Consider the following 25,403-nt stretch of genomic DNA (forward strand, 5'->3'; position numbering starts at 1 on the left):
GAGTGCCTACGTCTCGAGTTGGAGCGTCAGAGCTCCGGATCATCAAGGCGCCTGCAGATCGTCGGCAGCTGGATCACCGACTGATGAGAAGTCGTCCATCGGCACGCGCAGGATCTGCCCGAAGACCAGCGCGAAGAACAGCACGAAGGTGATGACGTGCACGCCGGTGCACCACAGGCAGATCGCGTGGATCTGTACGAATTCGGCCCACAGCAGGTAGAAGACCATCAGCAGCCCGATGCCGGCAGCGGCGATCCGCGCGGTGTCGAGCGCGGCCGTCGTACGGCGCCAGACGACCGGCAGGCAGAGGATCGTCATACCCACGAAGAACAGCAGGCCGAGCAGCGCAACGGGCACCCCGGCGATCGACGACCACTGACTTGTCGTCACCTTGGCGCAGTCGATCGCGCCGCTGTCGGAGCACGCCAGCGACGTCGAGCCGCTGTAGTGCTCGAAGGTGAGGTATGCGGCGTCGGCGAGGCCGAGCACGGCGAGCACGAGGGAGACCGGCGGCAGCCACCGTGGGTGGCGCAGGTGCAACAGGTCGTCGGCCATCGACCGCTAGACCCCTGCCTGAGCCTTGAGGACACCGGTCGACGCGCAGACGTCGGAGGGCTCGCCCTTCGTGAGGCTGCACAGCCGGCCGGTGATCACGTTGGCCGCGCCGATGATCGCTTGCGCGGCAGTCGAGTTCGGGTTCTTGAGGGCGTCCGCGATCGACGCGCCAGGCACGTTCTGCATGAAGCCCGCGCCCTGGAACGTCGCACCGACCGAGACGGCCTGGTTGGCGTAGTCGATGAACGGGATCGATCCGCCGGCGTCGTACTTGCTGAACAGCGCGGTCGACGCCTTGTCCGGCGTCTGCAGCTTGTTGCCGGCGCGGTCCGCCATCTCGAAGGTGGTGAAGGTGAGGTACTTGCTGGTGTACTTCGCGTCCAGGTAGGTCAGTGTCGGGATGTTGGCCGGGTTGTCGTTCGCGGTCGACACGGCCGACTTGAGCCCGGTGAACGTGCCGAAGCGGGACAGTGCCGCGGTCAGCGCCCAGCGCTCCATGCCGCAGAACGGGCAGTACTCCGCACCCATGTAGAGCACTTCCGGCTTGCCGTTCTTGGTCAACAGGGAACCGCTGACCTGCTTCGGGGCGGTGTTGGCCGAGCCGCGTCCCACCGCGTTGTACGTCGAAGCCGGGATCGACAGCACGGTGTTGAGGTAAGCCGCATTGGTGGCGGCCGACACCGCCTTCTTGTTCTCCGAGTCTTTCTTGTTCTGGCCGACCACGAAGAACACCGCGACGGCGACGAGCACCACGACGACTGCGGCAGACGTGATGGCGAGCAGCTTCTTCTGGCGGTTTGCGCGCGCCTGCTGCGCCTGCAGGGCGGCGAGCTTCTCGCGGCCGGTGGGTGTTGCCATGGTGGTGTGCGGACCTTTCCATTGATCGGGATCGCGCTGTATGACGGCCAGGCGCCCGGCGTCTCCGGACGGTTCGCCGCCGTGGGCCACGCGGCGCCGACAGACTAGTCGTTTACCCTGTCCGGCGTGACAGAGCAGATCGACTCGGCGTCATCCGGCGTGGCGGCACGCACCCCGTGGCAGCAGCACCCGGCGATGGAGTGGATCGGCGTCGCCGCTCGCCTCATCCTCGGCGTGACCTATCTGGTGGCCGGCGTCCTCAAGGCCCGGGAGCTCGACGCGACCCGGCTCGACACGCGCGCGTTCCGAATCCTGCCCTACGATCTGGGCAACATCTGGGGCACGGTCATGCCGTTCGTGGAGATCCTTCTCGGCTTGCTGCTGATCGCCGGCCTGATGACTCGGATGACGGCCGTTCTCGGCGGGCTGCTGATGATCGCGTTCATCATCGGGATCAGCTCGGTGTGGGCTCGCGGCATCGTGATCCAGTGCGGCTGCTTCGGCAGCAACGGCAAGCTGCCGACCACTGCGGCATACAAATGGGACATCTTGCGCGACGTCGGGCTGTTGATCTGCGCCGGCTGGCTGGTGATCTGGCCCCGCACCAGACTGAGCGCCGATCGCGCGCTCTGGGGGTGACCGGGCCCGTCGCGCTGCGCGGAACCGCTCCCAGCCCACAGTCGTTTCAGGTTCAAGTAACTCCCTAGTTAAGGTGACTTCATGCCACGCCCTGATGCATCGCAGAGACTCGCGGCCAGCAAGCCGAAGGACGGACCGTCCAAGGGCCTGATCGGTGGCATCATCGCCGCGGTCCTGGTCGTCATCGTCGTCGTCGCGGTCTTCGTGACCCAGGCGAACGGGAGCGGCGCCTACTCCGGGCCGGTGCCGAAGGGCGGCACCAGCAACGCGCAGGGTCTGCGTGCCTACCCGACCGTGCAGTTGAAGTCCGGTGCGCCGACGGTGGACCTCTACGAGGACTTCCAGTGCCCGATCTGCAACGACCTGGAGAAGGCCAACGGTGAGCAGATCCTCGCGGACGCCAAAGCGGGCAAGATCAAGCTGGTCTGGCACTTGATGACGTTCCTGGAGGACAACTTCCACAACCAACCCGCTTCGACGATCGCTGCGAACGGCCTTTACTGCGCAGCCGACGCCGGCAAGGCCGCCGAGTATCACAAGGCGACGTTCGCGGGGCAGCGCCCCGAGAGCCAGGAGATGAACGGCGACAGCTTCACCATCGCCAACATCAAGGCCTACGGCAAACAGGCCGGTATCACCGGTGCCGCGCTGACCACGTTCAACTCGTGTGTCGGCAAGGGGACGTACGACAAGTACGTGAAGGCGACGATGGACAACGCAGGTAAGGCCGGCGTCACCGGCACCCCGACGATCTTCATCAACGGCAAGGAGATCAAGAACAGCACGGCCGACTACAGCACCCTGCTGCAGACCAAGGACAGCTGGGACACCGTCCTCGCCAAGCACAAGTGATCGTTACTGAGCAGCCCTGAATGCGACCGGGGTCCCCGCGAAGTATCCGGAGGAGCGAAGCGGGGGAGGAACTTCGTGGGGTTAGGTCATCGCCTTCGCGGCGGTGATCCACCGGGAGAGGGTGTCCTTGTCGGGCACCCTCTCCTGTGTCTCCCAGATCGCGTTCGTCACCATGCGCACGAAACTCCAAGCCAGGGCGCGGTTTTCGTCGATCTCGGCTGCCTCAGCGATGATCCCGAGGCGCAGTCGCAAGTGGGTGCGGACGTTGTGGGCACGCGTCGCCTCGTCCCAGCGGTTCCACAGCGCCGGCGCGACGGCGAAGGCCCATTCGCCGGACAGCGGTTTGGGGTCGATCGCCAGCCACGGCTCCCGGTCGGCGGCGAGCACGTTGTCGAAGTGGAGGTCCTGGTGGATGAGCCGGCCGTCACAGTCATCCCGCAGCGAGCCGAGCGTGCTGGCCGCCTGATCGGTCAGCCGGCGCGGCACGAGCGGAGAGCCGGTGCGGCACAACGAGATCCAGCGCCCGATCTCGTCGCTGAGGCGGGTGAACTGCGGGCCGGCCGGCCGGTCGAGGCGTCGCATCAGCCCGCCGGTCACTTCGCACCCTTCGAGCAGCCCGACGTCGGTGAGGTGCCGGTCGTGCTGCAGCGGCTCCAGCAGCAGTGCCCAGCGTGCTGGGTCCGCAGCGAGCAGCCGCACTGCTCCGTCGCCGGCCCAGGACTGCAACGCGAGGTGCTCGAGCCGCGCCTCCTCGTGCGGCCAGGAGATCTTGAGCACGACGGGCTCGTCGCCGCGGTGGCACGGTATGACGACGGCGCAGACGCCGTGCCACACCGGTCCGTCGGCGCGCAGGCGCCACTGCTCCGCGCACTCCGCCACCAGACGCGGGAGGCGGTCCAACCAGTCGTCGCCGCTGATCTCCGGCTCGCTCGGCCGGCCCTGCACCAGCTCGCGGAACGCCGGCGGAATGCTGCGGCCGAAGTCGCGCAGATCCGTCACGTGACCAAGCCGGGAAACGGTGCCGGCGCGGCGCCCGAGCGCCACAGCTGCGCGGTGGCGTCGGACCACAACCCGGTCAGGCCGAGGAACGAGGGCCGGTCGCCGTGGGTGGCGGCGGCCTGGCCGGCACAGGCGTCGATCAGGTCGGTCAGCACGCGTCGCGCCAGCTCGGTGCGGGTGGCGGTCGTCGTCGGCTGGACCGGCAGCGCGTAACCGTCCGGCTGGAGCGGTGCCTGGTCGCCGAGTGCTGCCTCCCACGCGCTGCGGGTAGGGCGCAGCGCCTCGAGCGTCGCCTCCGCCTGCTTGCGAGCGTGGAGTGGCGTCTTGGCAACGATCACCTCGAAGGCGTAGACGGCCGCCTGCAGCGATGGCAGGACCGCCGTCGCCTCGGCGGTTCTCGGCACTGCACCTCCGGCGATGCCGACCGCCTTGCCGAGCACCTGTGCGGCGGCGGAGTGTGTGACGCCGATGGCGGCGGCCATCGGTAGGTTCCGCGTCGAGACCGCCGACAGGGAGCCGATGCGGACGGCCAAGTGCTGCTCCTCGGCGGCGAGCGGCAGGTGTGCCGGGGTGGTGACCGTCCCGGTCGACGCGGACGCCGTGCGCGTCGGGGCGGGCGTCATACCTTGCGTGGCCATCACCTGGATGAGACGGCTGCGCTGCGCGCGGTGGATGTGCGCCAGACTCTTCGCCCAGGACGAGGACGACAGCGTGGCGGCGGCGATCGTCGCCTCCACCTGTGTCAGCAGCGTGCGGAGCACGGCTTGGTCGGCAGGAGGCCCCTGGGTCTCGATGCCGGGAATGTGAGGTGCATCACGTTCCAGCCGGATGCCGCAGCCGGTGAGGCCGACGACGGCGGCGCCGAGCGCGGCGCCGAGAACGGTGCGTCGGCGCAGGTCGGCACGCTGTTCGGCGTTCGGCATGCTCGCATCCTCGCATGCGGTGCCCGACGGGCCGCGGGCCGCGGCGCCGGCGGTACCGTGTGTCACTCCGCGAACATCATTTGACGTTTTGCGTGCCCAAATGAAACGTTATGCGACGTGGCGACGAAGAGTAATGGCCAGTGGGCGCTCGGCGAGCACGAGCCGCTCAACGCGAACGAGGAGCTGAAGCGCGAGGACGACGGCCTCAATGTGCGGGCCCGCATCGAGGAGACCTACTCGAAGAAGGGGTGGGACTCCATCCCGGCGGACGACCTGCGCGGCCGGATGCGCTGGTGGGGTCTCTACACCCAGCGGCGAGAAGGGATTCCGGGCGGCCAGACCGCCACGCTGACCCCAGAGGAACTTGAGGCGCCGTACTTCATGATGCGCGTGCGCATCGACGGCGGGAAGCTCACGACCGAGCAGGTGCGCGTCATCGCGGGTATCTCTCAGGAGTTCGGCCGTGACACCGCCGATCTCACCGACCGCGGGAACGTGCAGTTCCACTGGATCGAGATCGAGAACGTCCCCGAGATCTGGCGGCGGCTCGAAGCGGTCGGTCTGGAGACCACGGAGGCGTGCGGTGACTGCACCCGGGTGGTGATGGGTTCACCGGTCGCCGGGCTCAGCGTCGACGAGGTGCTCGACGTGTCACCCGCGATCGAGGAGATCAACCGCCGGTATGTCGGCGACCCGGACCTGTCCAATCTGCCGCGCAAGTTCAAGACCTCGATCGCCTGGCTGCCCGACTCCGCGCCGGAGATCAACGACGTATCGTTCGTCGGCGTCCAGCACCCCCAGCTCGGGCCCGGCTTCGACCTCCTCGTCGGCGGCGGACTGTCGACCAATCCCTTTCTGGCACAACGGCTCGGCGTCTTCGTCACGCTCGAGCAGCTGCCCGATGTGTGGGTCTCGGTCGTGCGCCTCTTCCGTGACTACGGCTACCGCCGCCAGCGCAACCGGGCCCGGATGAAGTTCCTGGTCGCCGACTGGGGGGTCGCCAAGTATCGCGAGGTGCTGGAGACCGAATACCTCAAGGCGCCGCTGCCGGACGGTCCCGCGGCGCCGAAGCCGAGCGTCACCATGGACCACGTCGGGGTTCACGAGCAGCGCGGCGGCGGCAAGTATGCCGGCTTCACCGCGGTCGCCGGCCGGCTCAGCGGCACCAAGCTGGCCGCCGTCGCGGACGCCGCCGAAGCGGCCGGATCGCGGCGCATCCGCTTCACGCCATACCAGAAGCTCATCGTGGCCGATGTCCGCGATGACGCCGTCGCACAGCTCGTCGACGCCCTGAAACCGCTTGGGCTCAGCGCGAATCCGACTCCGTGGCGACGCACCATCATGTCCTGCACCGGCGTCGAATACTGCAAGCTGGCCATCGTCGAGACCAAGGAGCGGGCCCACTCGCTGCTGCCGGAGCTCGAGCGGCGGCTGGCCGATCTCTCGCCGGAGACGCCGATCACCGTGCATCTCAACGGCTGCGCCAATTCTTGCGCCCGCGTCCAGGTGGCGGACATCGGTCTCAAGGGACAGATCGTCACCGACCAGGACGGCAACCGGGTCGAGGGGTTCCAGGTCCACCTCGGTGGCCGCCTGGGGCAGGAGGCCGACTTCGGCCGCAAGCTACGTGGCCACAAGGTGACCTCCGCCGAGCTCGGTGACTACATCGAGCGGGTGACCCGCAACTTCCTCGCCGGTCGTGCGGCGGGCGAGAGTTTCTCGGAGTGGGCGGTCCGCGCCGACGAGGAAGTGCTGTTGTGACCGTCACCGAGGTCGGTCTGCGCGAGCTCGCGGCCGAGGGCGCGGCGCAGCTCGCCGACGCGTCGGCGGCGGAAGTGCTTCGGTGGGCGGCCGCCTCCGGGCTGCGGATCGCCGTCGCGGCCTCGATGCAGGACACCGTGCTCGTGCACCTGGCCAGTGTGATCGTGCCGGACGTGGACGTCATCTTCCTCGACACCGGCTACCACTTCGCGGAGACGCTGCAGACGCGCGATCGGGCGGCCGCGTCATACGCCGTGCGGGTGCGGACCATCACGCCACGGCAGACGGTTGCCGAGCAGGACGCCGACTACGGTGTGGCGCTGCACGAGCGTGACCCGGAGTTGTGCTGCGCGCTTCGCAAGACCCAGCCGCTCGACGAGGTGCTCGACGAATATGACGCGTGGGCAACGGGTTTGCGTCGTGCCGAATCGGAGTCGCGGCGCGACACCGAGGTCGTCTCGTTCGACGAACGACGCGACATGATCAAGCTGGCGCCGCTCGCCGCGTGGACCGACGATGATGTCGCCGCCTATGCGGCCGAGCACGAGCTGGTCGCGAATCCGCTGCTTTCGCAGGGTTATCCCTCCATCGGCTGCGCACCGTGCACGCGACGCGTCGGAAGCAGCGACGATTCCCGCTCCGGCCGCTGGGCCGGCATCGGCAAGACGGAGTGCGGCATCCACCTCTAGCAGCCCGTCCACCACCACACCGAGCACCTTCGAGGAGCTGTTCCATGACCACCACGGCGCTGTCCGCCACCGATGTGTCCCTGCGGGAGCTGGAGGCCGAGTCGATCGAGATCATCCGTGAGGTGATCGCCGAGTTCGACCGACCCGCACTGCTGTTCAGCGGCGGCAAGGACTCGGCGGTGTTGTTGCACCTGGCCCGAAAGGCGATCAGTCCCGCCCCGCTGCCGATCACGCTGCTCCACGTCGACACCGGGCACAACCTGCCCGAGGTCATCGAGTTCCGTGACCGGGTCGTGGCGGAGGGAGGCCACCGGCTCGTTGTCGCGGCGGTCGAGGAGTGGCTGGCCGACGGCCGGCTCACCGAACGGCCGGACGGCACCCGCAACCCGTTGCAGACGGTGCCGCTGCTGGACACCATCGCGAGCCAGAAGTTCGACGCCCTGCTCGGCGGCGCGCGCCGCGACGAGGACCGAGCGCGGGCCAAGGAGCGCATCTTCTCCGTCCGTGACGCCTTCGGCGGATGGGATCCGCGCAAGCAGCGTCCGGAGCTCTGGCGCATCTACAACGGTCGCCACGCACCGGGGGAGCACACGCGGGTCTTCCCGATCTCCAACTGGACCGAGTTGGACGTGTGGCGCTACATCGAGGCCGAGGACGTCGAGTTGCCCAGCATCTACTACGCGCACCGGCGTGACGTCTTCCAGCGCGACGGCATGTGGCTCACACCCGGGCCGTGGGGTGGGCCGCGTGGCGCAGAGTCGTTGGAAACGCTGAGCGTTCGCTATCGCACGGTGGGCGACGGATCATGTACCGGCGCGGTGCTCAGCACCGCGGCGACGGTGAGCCAGGTGATCGAGGAGATCTCGGTCAGCACCCTCACCGAACGTGGTGCCACCCGGGCCGACGACCGACTGTCGGAGGCCGCCATGGAGGACCGGAAGCGGGAAGGCTACTTCTAGACATGACCATCGACACCACGACCACCACGACGACCGCGACCGAGCGGGACCAGCTGCGACTGGTGATCACCGGCTCGGTCGACGACGGCAAGTCGACGCTCGTCGGCCGGCTGCTGCACGACACCAAGTCGATCCTGGCCGACCAGTTCGAGGCGACACTCCACGCGAGCCAGGGCCGCGGCGCGACCGAGCTCGATCTCGCACTCCTCACCGACGGACTGCGCGCCGAACGTGAGCAGGGCATCACCATCGATGTCGCATACCGCTACTTCGCGACGCCACGAAGGAATTTCGTGCTCGCGGACACCCCGGGCCACGTGCAGTACACGCGCAACACAGTGACCGGTGCGTCCACCGCGCAGGCTGCGGTGGTGCTCGTCGACGTACGGAACGGCGTCTCGGTGCAGACCCGCCGGCACGCAGCCGTGCTGTCGCTGCTGCGTGTGCCGCACGTCGTCTTCGCCATCAACAAGATGGACGCCGTGGACTGGTCGGAGGAGCGGTTCGCAACCGTCGCCGACGAGGTGCGTGCCGTCGCCGAGCGGGTCGGCCTGGAGGCCACGCACATCATCCCGGTCAGTGCGCTGACCGGTGAGAACGTCGCCACGCCCGGTCCGGACTGGTATGCCGGTCTGCCACTCCTCGACGTGCTGGAACAACTGCCGGCGCAGAGCGCCGCGGACGACGAACCCTTCCGGTTGCCGGTGCAATTGGTGATCCGGCCGCGGACGGCGGAGCATCCGGACTACCGGGGTCTGGCCGGTCGGGTTGCCTCGGGGACCGTGCGCGTCGGAGAAGTCGTCACGGCATACCCGAGTGGCAAGTGCTCGACCATCGTCGGCATCGACGGCGCGACCGGCGACCAGGACACGGCGTCGGCCGGTGAGTCGGTGACGGTCCGGCTCGCCGACGAACTCGACGTCGGCCGCGGCGAGGTGCTGGCGACCGAACAGCCGCTCGGGACGACTCAGGAGCTCGACGCAGTGCTCACCTGGCTCGACGAGCGACCGCCGACTCCCCGCCAGCGGGTGCTGGTCAAGGCGGGGACGAAGACGGTCCGCGCGCTGCTGGCGGCACCGCACGCGCTGTGGCACGTGGACGACCTACAGTGGCAGCAGAGCGAGGAACCGTTGCAACTCAACGACATCGGGCGGATCCGGATCCAGCTCGCGGAGCCGGTCGCGGTGGATGACTACGCGACACACCGGGCCACCGGCGCGTTCGTCGTGATCGACCCCGACACCGGCGCCACGCTGGCAGCCGGACTGACCGGCTCCGAGCTCGGCACGCTCGCCGACTGAACCCCGGCGACTTGCAAGGACATCCTGATGAATCCGTCTCGTAGGGTGACTGTGGTCACCGTGCCCGTCGTCGCTGCGCTCGCGATCGCGTCGCTCAGCGGCTGCTCCCGAAGAGCCGTCGCGGCCGACGTTCCGGCGTCGGCGAGCGACGCCGGAACTCCGGCGCAGACCCTGCGCCTGGGCTACTTCCCGAACGTCACGCACGCCGTGCCGGTGCTCGGGGTGGCCGACGGCGAGTTCGCCAAGGACCTGGGCAGCACGAAGCTGTCCACCCAGCTGTTCAACGCCGGGCCGGCCGCGACCGAGGCGTTGCTCGGCGGCTCGGTCGACGCCGTCTACCTGGGTCCCAACCCGGCGATCAACGCGTTCGCCAAGGCGGGCCCCGGTGCCGTCCGCATCGTCGCTGGCGGCGCCTCCGGAGGTGCGGCGCTGGTGGTCAAGCCAGGCATCAACTCGGTCTCGAAGCTGGCCGGCACGACCCTGGCCACGCCGCAACTGGCGAACACTCAGGACGTCGCCCTGAAGTACTTCCTGAAGCAGGAAGGCTTCACCGTCAACGGCCACGGCGCCAAGAACGTCGACGTCGTGTCGCAGGACAACTCCCAGACGTTGCAGCTCTTCCGGCAGGGCCGGATCGACGGTGCGTGGCTGCCCGAGCCCTGGGCCACCCGGCTGGTGCGGCAGGGCGGCGGCAAGATCCTGGTCAACGAGAAGAGCCGCTGGCCGCAGGGGCAGTTCGTGACCACCAACCTGCTCGTCTCGACCAAGTTCCTCACCGAGCATCCGCAGACCGTCCGGGCGCTCATTCTCGGCCAGGTCAAGACGGCCCAGCGGATCGCCGACGACCCCTCCGGCTCGGCGAAGCTGATCGACGCCGCGCTGACCAAGCTGACCGGCAGTGCCCTGCCGCCAGGGGTGACCGCGGCGGCGCTGCGCAACCTCACGCCGGGCTGGAACCCGTATGCCGCCACACTGCGCTCCACCGCGCAGCACGCGGAATCCATCGGTCTGCTGAAAAAGACCGACCTGAAGGGCATCTACGACCTCTCCATCCTCAACAGCGTGCTGAAGTCCCAGGGACTGCAACAAGTTTCGGATGCGGGGCTGGGACAGGGGACCACATGACCGACCTGTTGACGATCGACCGCCCGACGCCCGGTGCGCAGACCGATGCACGGGTTGTCGTCCGTGCCGTCCGGAAGGAGTTCCGCCAACGCGACCGGGTCGTGACCGCGCTCGACGGCGTCGACCTGACCGTCGCGCCCGGTGAGTTCGTGACCGTGCTCGGGGCGTCCGGATGCGGCAAATCCACGCTGCTGCAACTGATTGCCGGGCTCGACCGCCCGACCTCCGGACAGATCCGGACGACCGAGCGTCCGGCGCTGATGTTCCAGGACTCGGCGCTGTTCCCGTGGCTCACCGCGCGCGGCAACATCGAACTGGCTCTCAAGCTCGGCAAGGTCGCGAAGAGCGAGCGGGCCGAACGTGCCCAGGAGTTGCTCGAGCTGGTCCGGCTCGGGTCCGCCGGTGACCGGCGGGTGCACGAGCTCTCCGGTGGGCAGCGGCAGCGGATCGCCTTGGCTCGCAGTCTCGCCCAGGGGTCGCGACTGCTCCTCATGGACGAGCCGTTCGCCGCGCTGGACGCCATCACCCGTGACGTGCTGCACGAGGAACTCACCCAGCTGTGGCAGGAGAGCGACCTCAGCGTCGTCTTCGTGACCCACAACGTGCGCGAGGCGGTGCGGCTGGGCCAGCGCGTCGTCCTGCTCTCGTCGCGGCCCGGACGTGTGTTGCGCACCTGGGACGTCGACCTGCCGAGTCCACGGTCGCTGGAGGACGCGGCGGTGCTCGACCTGGCGGCGGAGATCACCACGAACCTACGAGCGGAGATCGGTCGCCATGCCGGTGCGTGAAGAGGATCGCGCGGAAGCCGGATTCGCCCGGATCAGCGACGGATTGGATGCCCTCGAGGACCAGCCGACGCCGCGTCGTCGGATCGACCCGGTGGCGATCGTGGCGCCGGTCGTCGTCGTTGTCGCGTTCGTCGGGATCTGGCAGGCGATCTGGGCGTCGGCGATCGAGCCGGAGTACGTCATACCCTCGCCGTCCACGGTCGGCGGCAGCTTGTGGGACATGGTCTCCGACGGCACCGCCTGGACGGCGACGTGGACCAGTCTGCGGCGCGGCGCGCTGGGGTTCCTCCTCGCGCTCGTCATCGGCACCGCGCTCGGGCTGGTCATCAGCCACGTTTCGTTCCTCCGCAAAGGTTTCCGGCCCATCCTGAGCGCGCTGCAGTCGATGCCGTCGGTGGCCTGGGTGCCGTTCGCCGTGTTGTTGCTCGGGCTCAACCCCTCGGCGCTGTATGTCGTGATCCTGCTCGGCGCCGTCCCGTCGATCGCCAACGGGCTGATGGGCGGCCTCGACCAGACCCCGCCGATCCTGCGGCGGGCCGGCACCGTCCTCGGGGCAGAGGGTCTGTCGCTGATCCGCCACGTGCTGGTGCCGGCAGCACTGCCGACCTATCTCACCGGGCTCAAGCAGGGCTGGGCCTTCTCGTGGCGGTCCCTGATGGCCGCGGAGCTGATCGTGAACAGTCCGAAGCTCGGCACCGGTCTCGGCCAGGTGATGCAGAACGGCCGGGACATGAGCGACATGCCGACGGTCATCGCGGCCATGGTGCTGATCCTGTGCGTCGGCATCGCCGTCGAGCTCGGCGTCTTCGCGCCGATCGAACGGAAGGTGCTCCGCGACCGCGGGCTGGCCCCCACGGGCGTCTGACCGCTGCCGCTTGACATCTCAAACCCTGGGATGTCTCTCGGTGGGTGATCCCGACGGGAAGGGTCCACGGGGCAGTGCCTGACGCACGCTAAGGTGAGACTTCCCAAATCGAGAACAGCAGGAGCCGGCGACCCATGACCGCGAACCAGTCCGCCCGCGCCGAACGCGTTGCCGCCGACCTTGCCGAGGCCCTCGGTCCGCTCGATCTCGTCCTCGAAGACCTCTCCGTGATGCCGGCGGGCAAGCGCCGGCTGGTCCGGGTGCTCGTCGACCGCACGGTGCCCGACGCAGCCGGGCCGACGGACGTCGTACCTCCGCTCGACCTGGACCAGGTCGCCGAGGTGACACGGGTGATCAGCGACCGGCTCGACGAGACCGACGCGATGGGGGAGCAGCCCTACGTGCTCGAGGTCAGCTCACCCGGCACCGACCGTCCACTCACGCTGCCACGACACTTCCGGCGCAACGTCGGCCGGCTGGTCGAGGTCACCGTCGCCGAGCAGGCGCCGGTGACCGGCCGCATCGCCCGCGCCGACGACACCGGTTTCACACTCACGGTCAGCGGCCCGAAAGGTGCCACGACCGAGCAGTCCTATTCGTATGACGACAGCCCGCGCGGCGCGGTGCAGGTCGAGTGGGGCCGCAGCAGCGACTCAGAAGGAGAGGACGACTGATGGACATCGACATGGCCGCGTTGCGGGCGCTCGAACGCGAGCGGGACATCCCGATGGACGTGATCGTGCCGGCGATCGAGCAGGCACTGCTGACGGCATACCACCGCGAGGACGGCACCTACCGCAACGCCCGGGTGGAGCTGGACCGCAAGACCGGTCATGTCGTGGTGTGGGCGCGCGAGGACGCGCCCGTCGACGAGGACGGCAACCGCGGTGAGCCGGGCCCCGAGTTCGACGACACGCCGAGCGACTTCGGCCGGGTGGCCGCAGCGACCGCACGACAGGTGATCGTGCAGCGCATGCGAGACGTGGAGGACGAGGCGATCCTCGGCGACTTCCGGGGTCGCGAGGGCGACGTCGTCGCCGGGGTGATCCAGCAGTCCAGCGACCCGCATGCGGTGCACGTCGACTTCGGCACGGTCGAGGGCCTGCTGCCGTCCGCGGAGCAGGTCCCGGGGGAGCGCTACGTGCACGGCGAGCGGCTGCGCTGTTATGTCGTGAGCGTCAAGCGCGGCCCGAAGGGGCCGCAGATCATGCTGTCGCGCAAGCACCCCAACCTGGTGCGCAAGCTGTTCGCGCTCGAGGTGCCGGAGATCGCCGACGGCACTGTCGAGATCTCGGCGCTCGCCCGGGAAGCGGGGCACCGCAGCAAGATCGCGGTGCACGCCAAGCAGCAGGGGGTCAATGCCAAGGGCGCGTGCATCGGCCCGATGGGCTCCCGGGTGCGCGCCGTGATGACCGAGTTGCGCGGCGAGAAGATCGACATCGTCGACTACTCGGACGACGCGGCGCAGTTCATCGCCGCGGCGCTGTCGCCGTCCCGAGTGGAGTCGGTCCAGATCGTCGACGATCGCGCGCGTTCGGCACGGGTGATCGTGCCGGACTTCCAGCTGAGCCTGGCCATCGGCAAGGAAGGGCAGAACGCCCGGTTGGCGGCGAAGCTGACCGGGTGGCGCATCGACATACGACCCGACACCGCCGCGGCCGGCGATGCCGGGCCCGCCCGCTGACTGCGGTAGGCTGGTGGTGAGCGGTCGCACGCGAGGCCGCCGCAATCCTGCTGTTCGCCTGCCCCGGCACGCCGGGCTGCGGACCTGCGTGGGCTGCCGGACTCGCGACGAACGATCAGCATTGCTGCGGGTGGTCGCACTCCCGGGGAATGACGCAGCACAGACCGACGTTGCGTTGCTCGTCCCCGATGAGCGCGGCCGGTTGCCGGGCCGAGGGGCCTGGTTGCACCCCCGGCTGGACTGCCTCGATCTGGCGGACCAGCGGCGAGCCTTTCCGCGGGCGTTGCGGATCACCCACCGGGTGGACCTGACGCGGCTGCGGGAGCGGATCGCCGGGCGATGACACCCGGCATACAGACCGGTATGACGAGTGAACTGTGGCAGGAGCGGCGACGTTCCTGTCGGAAGCAAACGACCGAAGGCGGGTTTTGACGCTGATGAGCACCCGATGAGTACTCAGCGATGAAGCACCCAAACTGGCGGTTCGTGCTGCCCGGCTGACCTGGCCGGCCGACCCGGACCGCCGCAAATTCCGACAAGGAGAAGTGTGGCTAAGGTTCGGGTTCACGAGCTCGCGAAAGAGCTCGGAATGCCAAGCAAGGATCTGCTTGCCTACCTGAAGGAGCAGGGCGAGTTCGTCAAGACGGCGAGTTCGACCATCGAGGCTCCAGTGGTGCGCAAGATCAAGGAGAACCCGCCCGCCGGCGCGAAGGCTGGCGGCGACGGGGCAACGGAGACGAAGGCTCCGGCGAAGCAGGCGGCAGCCAAGCCGCCCACCGCCCAGAAGTCCAGTTCCACGACGACGACACCGGCTCCGGCACCGGGGCCGAAGGCGCCGACGGGCAGGCCTGCGCCCAAGCCCGGCCCGAAGGCCGCACCTCAGTCGACGGCGCCCGAGGCACCGGCCGCACAGCAGGCACCCGCCGCACAGCAGCCACCGGCTGCACAGCAGGCGCCCGCCGCACGGCAGGGACCGGCTGCTCCGGCTCCTGCCGCCCCGGCGGCCAAGCCCGCGGAGACGCCGCCACCTGCCGCCGCTCGCAAGGCGGGTCCGCGCCCGGCGGCTCCCGGTCCGCGTCCTGCCGCTCAGGGCGGCGCCGCTGCCCGCCCCGGCGGCCAGCGTGGCGGCGCACCGCGTCCCGGCGCTCCGCGCCCGGGCAACAACCCGTTCTCGTCCAGCCAGGGCATGCGTTCGGGGGGTCCGGCACGTCCGGGCAACAACCCGTTCGCCCCGAGCCAGGGCATGCCGCGTCCGGCCTCCGCTCGTGGCGGCAATGCCGGGGCGGCGGGTCCCCGTCCGGCTGGCGCACCGCGTCCCGGCGGTCCCCGTCCGGCGGCGCCGCGTCCCGGCGCGCCGCGCCCCAACCCCGGAATGATGCCAGACCGTTCGGCGGTTCGTCCCGGTGAGCGCCCGGCTCGCGGCCGTGGTGGCCCGGGCGGCGGTCCCGGTGGCGGCGGTCCTCGTGGCGGCTTCAGCGGTCGTCCCGGCGGCGGCGGTCGTGGCCCGGGTGGTCGTGGCGGCACGCAGGGTGCGTTCGGTCGAGGCGGCGGAAAGGTCCGCGGTCGCAAGTCCAAGCGCGCGAAGCGTCAAGAGTTCGAGCAGATGCAAGCACCCACCATCGGTGGTGTGCAGGTTCCGCACGGTGACGGTTCGACCGTGGTGCGGATGCGTCGCGGCGCGTCGCTGACCGATTTCGCCGACCGCATCGACGCCAACCCGGCGTCGCTGGTGACGGTGCTCTTCCACCTCGGCGAGATGGCCACGGCCACGCAGTCGCTGGACGAGGACACCTTCGCGTTGCTCGGCTCCGAACTCGGCTACGACATCCAGATCGTCTCCCCGGAGGACGAGGAGAAGGAGCTGTTCAACTCCTTCAACATCGACCTCGAGGCGGAGGAGAACGACGCGGACCTGCGGCCGCGGCCGCCGGTGGTGACCGTCATGGGTCACGTCGACCACGGTAAGACCCGGCTGCTGGACGCCATCCGGCACGCGGACGTGCAGTCCGGCGAGGCCGGTGGCATCACTCAGCACATCGGTGCCTACCAGGTGCACGTCGAGCACGAGGACGAGGACCGCGCGATCACCTTCATTGACACTCCTGGTCACGAGGCGTTCACCGCCATGCGTGCCCGTGGCGCGAAGGTCACCGACATCGCGATCCTGGTCGTCGCCGCCGACGACGGCGTCATGCCGCAGACGGTGGAGGCGCTCAACCACGCGCAGGCCGCCGATCTGCCGATCGTCGTCGCGGTCAACAAGATCGACGTCGAGGGCGCCAACCCGGACAAGGTCCGTCAGCAGCTCACCGAGTACAACCTGATCGCCGAGGAGTATGGCGGCGACACGATGTTCGTCGAGGTCTCGGCCAAGCAGGGCGTCAACATCGACGGGCTGCTCGAGGCCGTCCTGCTCACCGCGGACGCGGCGCTCGACCTGCGCGCCAACCCCGACCGCGACGCCCAGGGTGTCGCGATCGAGGCCAACCTAGACCGCGGCCGCGGTGCCGTGGCCACGGTGCTGGTGCAGCAGGGCACGCTGCGGATCGGTGACGGCATCGTCGCCGGCACCGCTCACGGCCGCGTTCGCGCCATGCTCGACGAGCACGGCAACAACGTGGACGAGGCGACGCCGTCGCGCCCGGTGCAGGTCATGGGTCTGGCGTCGGTGCCGCGTGCCGGTGACACCTTCGTGGTGGCTCCGGACGACCGGACCGCGCGTCAGATCGCCGAGAAGCGGGAGGCCGCCGACCGGCAGGCCGCGCTGGCCAAGGTCCGCAAGCGGATCAGCCTGGAGGACCTCAACCAGCAGCTCGAAGCCGGCAAGATCGAGACCCTCAACCTCATCCTCAAGGGTGACGTGTCGGGTTCGGTCGAGGCGCTCGAGGACGCGTTGCTGCAGATCGATGTCGGCGACGACGTGGACCTGCGGATCATCGACCGCGGTGTCGGTGCCATCACGATGAACAACATCAACCTTGCGGTCGCCTCGGATGCGGTGATCATCGGCTTCAACGTGCGAGCCGAGGGTCAGAACGCCGAGTACGCCGACAAGGAAGGCGTCGAGATCCGCTACTACTCGGTGATCTACCAGGCCATCGAGGAGATCGAGCAGGCGCTGAAGGGCATGCTGAAGCCGGAGTTCGAGGAGGTCGAGCTCGGCACGGCGGAGATCCGCGAGATCTTCCGGTCCAGCAAGTTCGGCAACATCGCCGGTTCGATCGTCAAGTCCGGTGAGATCAAGCGTGGCTCGAAGGCGCGGATCACCCGTGACGGCAGGGTCGTGTCCGAGAACGTCGAGGTTGCCGGTCTGCGGCGCTTCAAGGATGACGTCACCGAGGTCCGCGAGGGCTTCGAGTGCGGTATCAACCTCGGCTCGTTCAACGACCTGCAGCTGGGTGACCTGATCGCGACATACGAGATGCGCGAGAAGCCTCGCGACTGACGAAGTACGCAACGGCACGGCGACTGACCGGCTCTTGATTGAGCGGCATACTCCCGCGTTGAGCGGCATACGGATTCAGCCCGAATTCGTGTGCCGCTCAATGCATTGATATGCCGCTCGATCAGAAGGACCGCGTCGTGTGCCAGGGTGGGCGCATGCGATTCGGACTGGTCGGCACCGGCTATTGGGCGCGCGAGACGCACGGGCCCGGCATCCAGGCATCGAGCCACGAGCTGGTCGGCGTCTGGGGGCGCGACCCGGACAAGACGGCGGCCGTGGCGAAAACGCTCGGCATCGAAGCGTTTCCCACTCACGACGCCTTGCTCCAGGCCGTCGATGCGGTGTCGTATGCCGTGCCACCAGACGTGCAGGCGCCGCTCGCGACCGAGGCCGCTGCTGCCGGAAAGCACCTGCTGCTGGACAAGCCGGTCGCTCTGGACGTCGCCGCGGCCCAGGAGTTGCGCGATGCTGCTCGGGCTGCCGGCATCCGGTCGGTGGTCTTCTTCACCGCGCGCTACACGCCCGAAACTCGTTCGTGGCTGGACGAACTGGCGGCGCAGGACGGCTGGCGTGGCTCCTGGACCGAATGGGTCGTCGCCAACCAGCGCCCGGAGAGTCCCTACCAGGATTCGCCGTGGCGGCAACGTGAGGGCGCGCTCTGGGACATCGGGCCGCACCTGCTCGGCACACTGATCCCGGCCCTCGGGCCGGTGTACGAGGTCGTGGCCGTGGGCGGCCACGGCGACGCCGTGCACCTGACTCTGACGCACGAATCCGGTGCGGTGAGCACCGCGACACTGGCGCTGTGGGGACCGCCCGCGGCGTACAGCTGGGGCATGCGGGTGTGGGGGGAGCCGGGTGTCAGCTCGGCGCCGGCGGCGACGACGTCTCCGGTGGCGGCGCTCGCGACGGCCGCGGACGAACTCGGCACAGCAGTGGCCGAGAACGGCGAGCACCCGCTAGGGCTCGACCTGGGGACCCGGGTCGTCGAGCTGCTCGCCGACGCCGCAGCCCAGTTGGGCCGGGTCTGACGCTCAGTCGCCCATCGTCAGGACGACCTTGCCGAAACTGTCACCCGCGGCGAGGCGGGCGAAACCGTCACGCGCGTCCACGAGCGGCAGTTCCTCATCGACAATCGGCGAGATTCCTTCTCGAGCAACGAAGTCCACCAACCGGCGCAGCTCGGCCACCGAGCCCATGGTCGATCCGATGACCCGCAGTTGCTTGAAGAAGATCTTGGTCAGCTCGGCCTTGGCCGGCGCGTCACCGGAGGTGGCGCCGCAGATCACGATGGTGCCGCCCGGGTTGAGCGAGTTCACCGAATGACTCCAGGTCGCGGCGCCGACCGACTCCATGACTGCGCTGACCCGCTCGGGCAAGCGCTCGCCGCTGCCGAATGCACGATCCGCGCCGAGCTCGACCGCGCGCGCACCCCGCTCCTCGGCGCGGGACGTCACCCACATCCGCAGTCCGGCGGCCGAGCCGAGCTGCACCAGCGCGGTGGCCACCCCGCCGCCGGCGCCCTGCACGAGCACGGTGTCGCCCGGGGAGACGCCCGCGTTGCTGAAGAGCATGCGGTATGCCGTGAGCCATGCCGTGGACAGGCTGCCCGCGGTGGACCACGACATGCCCTCTGGTTTGGGGACCAGGTTGACCGTCGGCACCACGACCTGCTCGGCGAGCGTGCCGTCATACAGCTCGGACAGGAGGCTGCGGCGCGGGTCGAGCGTCTCGTCCCCGGACCAGCCCGCGCTCGGAATCACGCTGTGAATGATCACTTCTCGGCCGTCATCGGTGACGCCTGCACCGTCACAGCCGAGGATCATCGGCAGCCGGTCGGCGCTGAGGCCGACGCCGCGCAGTGACCACACGTCGTGGTGATTCAGCGACGCGGCCCGCAGGTGCACCCGGCTCCAGTTGTCCGGGACCTCCGGTGCGGGCCGGTCACCGATCTCCAGGGCGGCGAGCGGGTCGGTCGGGTCGAGTCGGGCGGCATACGCAGCAAGCATGGCCCCACCCTACGAGCCAGCCGAGCGATCAGCCCCAGTTGGCGAGCTTGGTCACGCAGAACGGGTGCCCGGCCGGGTCGAGCAGGACCGTCCACGTCTCGCCCGGCTGTTGCTCCGGCTTGGTCGCGCCGAGCTCGACGCACCGGGCGACGGTCGCGTCGACGTCCTCGCCGGCCAGATCGAGGTGGAACTGCTTGTGTCCGTCGTCCGGCCAGGACGGTCGCCGGTAGTCGGGAGTCTCGCCGAAGCCCAGTCGCTGATCGCCCTGTTGCAGCATCGCGTAACCGTCGCCCTGGTGGGCGATCGGCCAGCCGAGCACCGCGCTGTAGAAACTCGCCATCGCGGCCGCGTCGTCGCAGTCGATGGTGACCATGCCGATGCTCGCGGCCGGCGTGGTGGTGTCAGTCATCTGCTGGCTCCTTGCCATCTCGAATGTGCTTGTCCGGCCATCCTCGTAGGCTGCGAGGTATGCCCGCTAGGACAATCGCGACACGTGACGGAGTGATCCTCGATCCGCGCCGTTTCGCCGAACACGCGACGTTGTCCCGGCCCGCCTGCCACCCGTCGCTGGACCCGTGGATCGAGCACTACTGGACGGTCCGGTGGAGCCTGCCGCCCGGTGCGTCATACCGGTCCTCGCTGGTCCCCATCGCGCAGACCAACCTCACCATCGAGTCCGGGCAATGCAGCCGCCCGGGCGTCCGCGAGCCCGGGGTCTTCCTCACGGGGGTGGTCAGCCGCACCCGGTTCGACGTGACGATGACCGGCTCCGGCGGCGTGATCGGCGCGAAGTTCCGTCCCGGGGCGCTCACCGCGATCACCGGTGTGCGGGCGGACCGCCTGCGCGACGAGGTCGTCCCGGCCGCCCGGCTCCTCGCCGGCGCCGACACCTTGGCCGGTCTGCACCCGGCTGCTCCCGACGCGCTCGACCGGCTCGATGCGTTCCTGCTCGCCCGTATGCCGGGCGACGACGGCGAGCTGGCCGTCGTCGCCTCGATGATCCAGGTACTCGAGGAGTCGGCGCCCACGATGTCGGCCAGTGAGCTCGCCGACCGATGTGGCCTGGGGCTGCGCTCCCTGCAGCGGTTGTGCCGGCACTACATCGGCGTCGGTCCGCAGTGGCTGGTCGCGCGGGCGCGGGTGCATGCGGCGATCGCGCGATTGCACGCCGGCGACTACGACTCGCTCGCGTCGCTCGCCGTGGACCTGGGCTGGTTCGACCAGGCCCACATGGGCCGGGATTTCACCGCGTTGGTCGGCGAACCTCCGGGCAGCTACCGGGACCGGGTGCGGCACGGCGCCGACTAGGTCGGGTGGCTAGCGTTGCCCGAGTGACCGAGCACCTGATCCTGCTGGCGCCCGCTGCCAACCGTGTGTATGCCGCTGACACCCCTCGCCTGGCCGAGGCCGAGTTGCGGGTCATGGCAACCGCGTTCGGGCTCCCGGACCCCGACGTGTCGTCGGCTCGGCTCGCTGGCGTCGACTACCTGGCGCTGCGCACCAGCAGCGACCTCACGCCGCACGCGCTCCGCGTGCTCTCGCAGCTGTCCGCGGCACATGCGCTCTTCCGGCGGGACGGCGAGCTGCTCGCACCCGTCGAGCTGCAGCAGACGGCTCGCTATCCGGATGATCTGATCACCATTCAGAAGTACCGGGGCAAGACCAACGAGCAATGGACCCGGCTGCTGCTCAACGTCACGGCCGCCGGGACCCGCTCGCCGGAGAAGCTGCTGGACGGCACGCTGCAGGTGCTCGATCCGATGTGTGGCCGCGGCACCACACTCAACATTGCGCTGTCGCTCGGATTGGACGTGACGGGTGTCGATCTGGACACCAAGGACTTCCAGGCGTATTCGGCGTTCATCAAGACCTGGCTGCGGCAGCACCGGCTCAAGCACAGCGCCGACGAGTCCGGTCTGCGAACGAGCGGCTGCGCTCGCGGCAAGCAGCTGCGGCTCGAGGTGGCGGCGTCCAAAGAGGCGCACCGGGCGGGAGACACCCAGCACGTCACGTACCTGTGCACCGACACGACGGATCTCGAGGGGCTGCTCCGCCCGCGCAGCGTCGACGTCGTCGTGACCGACACTCCCTACGGCGTGCAGCACGGCTCGCACGGCGAGCGGCTGGCTCGCAGCCCGCTGGAGCTGCTGGAGCGGGCGCTGCCGGGTTGGACGCGGGTGCTGCGCACCGGCGGAGCCGTGGGACTGTCCTACAACCGGCACGTCGCTCCCCGCGACGAGCTGGCAGCACTGCTGGACAGACATGGGCTGACGCCGGTGGACACGCCCGCGGATGCCTTCCGGCACCGTGTCGACGCGTCCATCGACCGCGACCTGATCGTCGCCCGCAACCTGGGGTGAAACTAGGGTGGTGGGTTGCCCGACATCGTCCGCACGACTTCACGGAGGCTCACATGGCTGACCCGGCACGCGCCCGCAAGATCGCTGAGCGCACCAAGACTCTCGTGGCCGACTTCATCGAGCGGCGCGTCAAGGACGAGCGCCTCGGCTTCCTGACTGTCACCGACGTCCGGGTGACGGGCGACCTGCAGCACGCCTCCGTCTTCTACACCGTGTTCGGCTCGGACGAGGAACGCGCCGACACCGCTGCTGCGCTCGAGGATTGGCGCGGTCGCATCCGGTCGCACCTGGGCAAGGGACTCGGCATACGACTCACTCCGTCGCTGGAATTCATCCCGGACGCGATCCCGGAGGGTGCCGCCCACATCGAGGAGGCGCTCAAGACCGCTCGAGAGCGCGACGAGGAGCTGGCGCGGGCGAGGGCCGCTGCCGACTACGCCGGAGACGCCGACCCCTACAAGAAGCCGGCCGAGGACGACGTCGCCACAGACTCCGTCGAATGACGCCCGACGGTCTGCTGCTCGTCGACAAGCCGGCCGGCTGGACCAGCCACGACGTCGTCGCGCGCACCCGCCGACTCGCCCGCACCCGCCGCGTCGGCCACGCCGGCACGCTCGACCCGATGGCGACCGGCGTGCTCGTGCTCGGCATCAACCGGGCGACCAAGCTGCTGACCTTCCTGGTCGGCTGCGACAAGACGTACACGGCCACCATCCGGCTCGGTCAGTCGACGATCACCGACGATGCAGAGGGCGAGGTGACGGCGTCGTATGACGCGAGCAGCCTTAGCGTCGAAGACATTTCGGCAGCGGTACACCAACTGACCGGCGACATCCAACAAGTGCCGAGCGCGGTGAGCGCGATCAAGGTCGACGGTGTGCGGTCGTACGCCAAGGTGCGCGGGGGAGACGAGGTGAAGCTGGCCGCCCGGCCGGTCCGGGTGAGCCGCTTCGACCTCCACGGCGAGCGTGCGATCGGTCCGCTGCGCGACCTCGACGTGACGGTCGAGGTGTCGTCCGGCACCTATGTCCGCGCGCTCGCCCGCGATCTGGGTGCCGCCCTCGGCGTCGGCGGACACCTGACGGCGCTGCGGCGGACCCGGGTCGGGCGATTCGAGCTGGCCGACACCCACTCGCTGGACGAACTCGTCGCGGCCGCCGAGCGGGACGTGCCGTTGCCCGTCATACCGATGGGCGACGCCGCTGCGGCGCAGTTTCCGGTGCGCCGGATCAGCCCGGGTGAGGCGACCGACCTGCGACACGGCAAGCGACTCACGGCGGCCCCCGCCCATCCCGAGTTGTCGGCCGCGCTCACCGGCGACGGCGAGCTGGTCGCGATGCTCGACGAGACCGGCCCGCTGGCCAAGTCGCGGGTCGTCTTCCCGGCTGACCGGTCCGGACCGGCCTGACCTTTCGGGCAGTCTTCGGCCGCTAGATGCGACACAGTCGCGTCATGCCGATATGCTCGGCCATCATGGCAACCGTTACCGCACCGCACGCATCGAAGATCGACCGCCTTCGCGGGTTCGCCGCCGATTTCACGCCGGCAGAACGCCGTTCGGTCTTCGGTATGACGGCAGCGGTTATCGCGCTCCACGTGCTCGGCTGGGGCACACTGCTCTTCGTCATCGCGCCGCAGCACTTCACGCTCGGGTCGGACGCTGCCCACGCGCAGGCGTTCGGGATCGGGCTCGGCGTCACGGCATACACCCTCGGCATGCGGCACGCCTTCGACGCCGACCACATCGCGGCCATCGACAACACCACCCGCAAGCTGCTCTCGGACGGCAAACGCCCGATGTCGGTGGGCTTCTGGTTCTCGCTCGGACACTCCAGCGTCGTCTTCGGCCTGTGCTTCCTGCTGGCCCTGGGCATGAAGGCGATCGGCCGGTCGGTCGAGAACGACAACTCCACCTTGCACACGATCACCGGTGTGATCGGCGTGACCGTCTCCGGCACGTTCCTGTGGATCATCGGCATTCTCAACCTGATCGCATTCATCGGCATCGTCCGGGTGTGGCGTCGCGCGCGGGAGGGCCGATTCGACGAGGAGGCGTTGGAGCAGCACCTCAACTCGCGCGGCTTCGTCAACCGGTTCCTCGGCGGCCTGACCAAGTCGGTCAGCAAGCCGTGGAACATGTACCCCATCGGCTTCCTCTTCGGCCTCGGCTTCGACACGGCGACCGAGGTGAGCCTGCTGGTGCTCGCCGGCGGGGCGGCCGTCTCCCTGCCCTGGTACGCCATCCTCACGCTCCCCGTGTTGTTCGCGGCCGGGATGAGCCTGCTGGACGCGGCCGACGGCGTCTTCATGGCCAAGGCCTACCGCTGGGCGTTCGCCAAGCCGCTGCGCCGGCTCTACTACAACGCGACCGTGACCTGGCTGTCGGTCTTCGTGGCCCTGGTCATCGGCACCATCGAACTCTGCTCGGTCTGGGCGGACCGGTTCAACTGGACCGACGGACCGGTGGCCGCGATCGGCTCGATAGATCTCAACGGCGTGGGTTTCGTGATCGTCGGCGTCTTCGTCGCGACGTGGCTGCTCGCCCTCCTCGTATGGCGACTGCTGCGCCTGTCGGAGAAGGATCTGGCGGCGGGCTAAAGTTGCGCCCGTGCTGCGCCTTTCGAAGCTGACCGAGATCCCTGCCGACTTCGGCGAGACAGTGGTCACCATCGGCAACTTCGACGGCGTGCACCGCGGTCACGCGGCACTGCTGCGCGAGGTCGTCGACCGCGCGCACACCCGTGGCGCGCGCTCCTGCGCGGTGACCTTCGAGCCGCATCCGTTGCAGGTGCTCCACCCGGACCGCGCGCCCAAGCTCATCGCCTCGACCACCAGCCGCTACGACCGCCTGGCCGAGAGCGGCCTCGACGCGGTGCTGGTGCTGGAGTTCACCACCGAACTCGCCGCCATGACGCCCGAGGAGTTCGTCCGCGACGTGTTCGTCGGCGGCCTGCACACGATCGAGGTGGTCGTCGGCCGTGACACCCGGTTCGGCGCCAAGAACGCCGGTGATGTCGCGACCCTGCGGCAGCTGGGCCACCGCTACGGGTTCGCCGTCCATGTGCTGCCGGACGTCGGCGAAGGCCACCGGATCTCCTCGACCGACGTGCGACGCGCGCTGGCCGACGGCGCGGTCGACGTGGCGGCACGCGCTCTCGGTCATCTCCACGACGTACGCGGTGTGGTCGTCCGCGGCCTGCAACGCGGCCGCGAGCTCGGCTTCCCGACCGCAAACCTCGGTCCGCGGCCGGAGGGTCTCGTCCCGGCGGACGGCGTGTATGTCGGCTGGCTGGTCCGCGAGGGCACCGCGCCGGACGACCCCGAGCACCGGATGCCGGCGGCCATCTCGGTCGGCACCAACCCCACGTTCGACGACGTCCCGGAGCGGACCGTCGAGGCCTACGTCCTGGACCGCGACGATCTCGACCTCTATGACGAGACGGTCCGGATCGAGTTCGTCCGCCGGCTGCGCGGCAACACCAAGTTCAACTCGATCGACGCCCTCATCGACCAGATGCACCGCGACGTCGCCCAGGCGCGAGAGCTGACCAGACGCCACTGAACCGCCTCCGTCGGCCCTGCCGACCCGGA

Annotated in this window: 26 protein-coding genes; 20 read left to right on the top strand and 6 right to left on the bottom strand. The window is 69.2% G+C overall.

Annotated elements, in window-relative coordinates:
• Positions 1 to 42: 42 nt before the first annotated feature.
• Positions 43 to 555: a vitamin K epoxide reductase family protein gene (locus tag ACN8HC_RS12305; RefSeq protein ID WP_490075129.1), complete on the bottom strand. Its 513-nt coding sequence runs from the start codon at positions 553 to 555 to the stop codon at positions 43 to 45.
• 6 nt (positions 556 to 561) lie between these two features.
• On the bottom strand, positions 562 to 1,413 hold the full coding sequence (locus ACN8HC_RS12310; RefSeq protein ID WP_490075130.1) for a DUF929 family protein: 852 nt from the start codon (positions 1,411 to 1,413) through the stop codon (positions 562 to 564).
• Between the two features lie 126 nt (positions 1,414 to 1,539).
• Here ACN8HC_RS12310 and ACN8HC_RS12315 point away from each other — a divergent pair, with 126 nt between their 5' ends.
• Complete coding sequence (locus ACN8HC_RS12315) at positions 1,540 to 2,052, top strand: MauE/DoxX family redox-associated membrane protein (RefSeq protein ID WP_490075131.1); 513 nt, start codon at positions 1,540 to 1,542, stop codon at positions 2,050 to 2,052.
• Between the two features lie 81 nt (positions 2,053 to 2,133).
• Positions 2,134 to 2,904, top strand: coding sequence for a DsbA family protein (locus ACN8HC_RS12320; RefSeq protein ID WP_490075132.1), 771 nt, complete (start codon positions 2,134 to 2,136; stop codon positions 2,902 to 2,904).
• A gap of 81 nt (positions 2,905 to 2,985) precedes the next feature.
• Here the strand turns inward: ACN8HC_RS12320 and ACN8HC_RS12325 are convergent, their stop codons facing one another.
• A complete protein-coding gene (locus ACN8HC_RS12325) occupies positions 2,986 to 3,903 on the bottom strand; it encodes an aminoglycoside phosphotransferase family protein (protein WP_490075133.1) in 918 nt (305 codons plus the stop codon).
• Positions 3,900 to 4,826: a DUF4439 domain-containing protein gene (locus ACN8HC_RS12330; RefSeq protein ID WP_490075134.1), complete on the bottom strand. Its 927-nt coding sequence runs from the start codon at positions 4,824 to 4,826 to the stop codon at positions 3,900 to 3,902. The genes ACN8HC_RS12325 and ACN8HC_RS12330 overlap by 4 nt, the downstream gene beginning before the upstream one ends.
• A 117-nt stretch (positions 4,827 to 4,943) precedes the next feature.
• On the opposite strand from ACN8HC_RS12330, the gene ACN8HC_RS12335 reads away from it, so the two are divergent.
• From ACN8HC_RS12335 to ACN8HC_RS12390, 12 genes are all read left to right on the top strand, one after another.
• A complete protein-coding gene (locus ACN8HC_RS12335) occupies positions 4,944 to 6,587 on the top strand; it encodes a nitrite/sulfite reductase (protein WP_490075135.1) in 1,644 nt (547 codons plus the stop codon).
• Positions 6,584 to 7,276: a phosphoadenylyl-sulfate reductase gene (locus tag ACN8HC_RS12340; protein ID WP_490075136.1), complete on the top strand. Its 693-nt coding sequence runs from the start codon at positions 6,584 to 6,586 to the stop codon at positions 7,274 to 7,276. Before ACN8HC_RS12335 ends, ACN8HC_RS12340 begins: the two co-directional genes overlap by 4 nt.
• A gap of 44 nt (positions 7,277 to 7,320) precedes the next feature.
• Complete coding sequence (gene cysD, locus ACN8HC_RS12345; RefSeq protein ID WP_490075137.1) at positions 7,321 to 8,235, top strand: sulfate adenylyltransferase subunit CysD; 915 nt, start codon at positions 7,321 to 7,323, stop codon at positions 8,233 to 8,235.
• A 2-nt stretch (positions 8,236 to 8,237) separates the two neighbouring features.
• The gene (locus tag ACN8HC_RS12350; RefSeq protein WP_490075138.1) at positions 8,238 to 9,536 is read left to right on the top strand and encodes a sulfate adenylyltransferase subunit 1; all 1,299 of its coding nucleotides are present in this window, start codon (positions 8,238 to 8,240) and stop codon (positions 9,534 to 9,536) included.
• A 27-nt stretch (positions 9,537 to 9,563) separates the two neighbouring features.
• The gene (locus ACN8HC_RS12355; protein WP_490075139.1) at positions 9,564 to 10,661 is read left to right on the top strand and encodes an ABC transporter substrate-binding protein; all 1,098 of its coding nucleotides are present in this window, start codon (positions 9,564 to 9,566) and stop codon (positions 10,659 to 10,661) included.
• Entirely contained in the window at positions 10,658 to 11,449 is a 792-nt protein-coding gene (locus ACN8HC_RS12360; RefSeq protein WP_490075140.1) for an ABC transporter ATP-binding protein, read from the top strand. Before ACN8HC_RS12355 ends, ACN8HC_RS12360 begins: the two co-directional genes overlap by 4 nt.
• Complete coding sequence (locus ACN8HC_RS12365; RefSeq protein ID WP_490075141.1) at positions 11,436 to 12,314, top strand: ABC transporter permease; 879 nt, start codon at positions 11,436 to 11,438, stop codon at positions 12,312 to 12,314. Before ACN8HC_RS12360 ends, ACN8HC_RS12365 begins: the two co-directional genes overlap by 14 nt.
• 134 nt (positions 12,315 to 12,448) lie before the next feature.
• The gene (gene rimP, locus ACN8HC_RS12370) at positions 12,449 to 12,988 is read left to right on the top strand and encodes a ribosome maturation factor RimP (protein WP_490075142.1); all 540 of its coding nucleotides are present in this window, start codon (positions 12,449 to 12,451) and stop codon (positions 12,986 to 12,988) included.
• On the top strand, positions 12,988 to 13,998 hold the full coding sequence (gene nusA / locus ACN8HC_RS12375; RefSeq protein ID WP_490075143.1) for a transcription termination factor NusA: 1,011 nt from the start codon (positions 12,988 to 12,990) through the stop codon (positions 13,996 to 13,998). The genes rimP and nusA overlap by 1 nt, the downstream gene beginning before the upstream one ends.
• On the top strand, positions 13,979 to 14,341 hold the full coding sequence (locus tag ACN8HC_RS12380) for a YlxR family protein (protein ID WP_490075144.1): 363 nt from the start codon (positions 13,979 to 13,981) through the stop codon (positions 14,339 to 14,341). The genes nusA and ACN8HC_RS12380 overlap by 20 nt, the downstream gene beginning before the upstream one ends.
• 204 nt (positions 14,342 to 14,545) lie before the next feature.
• On the top strand, positions 14,546 to 17,443 hold the full coding sequence (gene infB, locus ACN8HC_RS12385; protein WP_490075145.1) for a translation initiation factor IF-2: 2,898 nt from the start codon (positions 14,546 to 14,548) through the stop codon (positions 17,441 to 17,443).
• Positions 17,444 to 17,598: 155 nt separating this feature from the next.
• Positions 17,599 to 18,474: a Gfo/Idh/MocA family protein gene (locus ACN8HC_RS12390; RefSeq protein ID WP_490075146.1), complete on the top strand. Its 876-nt coding sequence runs from the start codon at positions 17,599 to 17,601 to the stop codon at positions 18,472 to 18,474.
• Positions 18,475 to 18,477: 3 nt separating this feature from the next.
• Here the strand turns inward: ACN8HC_RS12390 and ACN8HC_RS12395 are convergent, their stop codons facing one another.
• Together ACN8HC_RS12395 and ACN8HC_RS12400 are read right to left on the bottom strand one after the other, a co-directional pair.
• On the bottom strand, positions 18,478 to 19,452 hold the full coding sequence (locus ACN8HC_RS12395; protein ID WP_490075147.1) for a zinc-binding dehydrogenase: 975 nt from the start codon (positions 19,450 to 19,452) through the stop codon (positions 18,478 to 18,480).
• Positions 19,453 to 19,480: 28 nt separating this feature from the next.
• Positions 19,481 to 19,861 (bottom strand): VOC family protein, encoded by a 381-nt coding sequence (locus ACN8HC_RS12400; RefSeq protein ID WP_490075148.1) that lies wholly within the window; start codon positions 19,859 to 19,861, stop codon positions 19,481 to 19,483.
• 59 nt (positions 19,862 to 19,920) lie between these two features.
• Here ACN8HC_RS12400 and ACN8HC_RS12405 point away from each other — a divergent pair, with 59 nt between their 5' ends.
• The 6 genes from ACN8HC_RS12405 to ACN8HC_RS12430 all read left to right on the top strand — a co-directional run bounded on the left by ACN8HC_RS12405 (position 19,921) and on the right by ACN8HC_RS12430 (position 25,374).
• Complete coding sequence (locus ACN8HC_RS12405; protein ID WP_490075149.1) at positions 19,921 to 20,760, top strand: DUF6597 domain-containing transcriptional factor; 840 nt, start codon at positions 19,921 to 19,923, stop codon at positions 20,758 to 20,760.
• Between the two features lie 23 nt (positions 20,761 to 20,783).
• Entirely contained in the window at positions 20,784 to 21,812 is a 1,029-nt protein-coding gene (locus tag ACN8HC_RS12410) for a TRM11 family SAM-dependent methyltransferase (protein ID WP_490075150.1), read from the top strand.
• Between the two features lie 53 nt (positions 21,813 to 21,865).
• Positions 21,866 to 22,315, top strand: coding sequence for a 30S ribosome-binding factor RbfA (gene rbfA / locus ACN8HC_RS12415; RefSeq protein ID WP_490075151.1), 450 nt, complete (start codon positions 21,866 to 21,868; stop codon positions 22,313 to 22,315).
• Positions 22,312 to 23,220 (top strand): tRNA pseudouridine(55) synthase TruB, encoded by a 909-nt coding sequence (gene truB / locus ACN8HC_RS12420; protein ID WP_490075152.1) that lies wholly within the window; start codon positions 22,312 to 22,314, stop codon positions 23,218 to 23,220. The genes rbfA and truB overlap by 4 nt, the downstream gene beginning before the upstream one ends.
• Before the next feature lie 65 nt (positions 23,221 to 23,285).
• The gene (nicT, locus tag ACN8HC_RS12425; protein ID WP_490075153.1) at positions 23,286 to 24,410 is read left to right on the top strand and encodes a Nickel transporter NicT; all 1,125 of its coding nucleotides are present in this window, start codon (positions 23,286 to 23,288) and stop codon (positions 24,408 to 24,410) included.
• Positions 24,411 to 24,420: 10 nt separating this feature from the next.
• Positions 24,421 to 25,374: a bifunctional riboflavin kinase/FAD synthetase gene (locus tag ACN8HC_RS12430; protein ID WP_490075154.1), complete on the top strand. Its 954-nt coding sequence runs from the start codon at positions 24,421 to 24,423 to the stop codon at positions 25,372 to 25,374.
• Positions 25,375 to 25,403 lie beyond the last annotated feature (29 nt).

Source organism: Flexivirga sp. YIM B11880 (assembly GCF_058148645.1).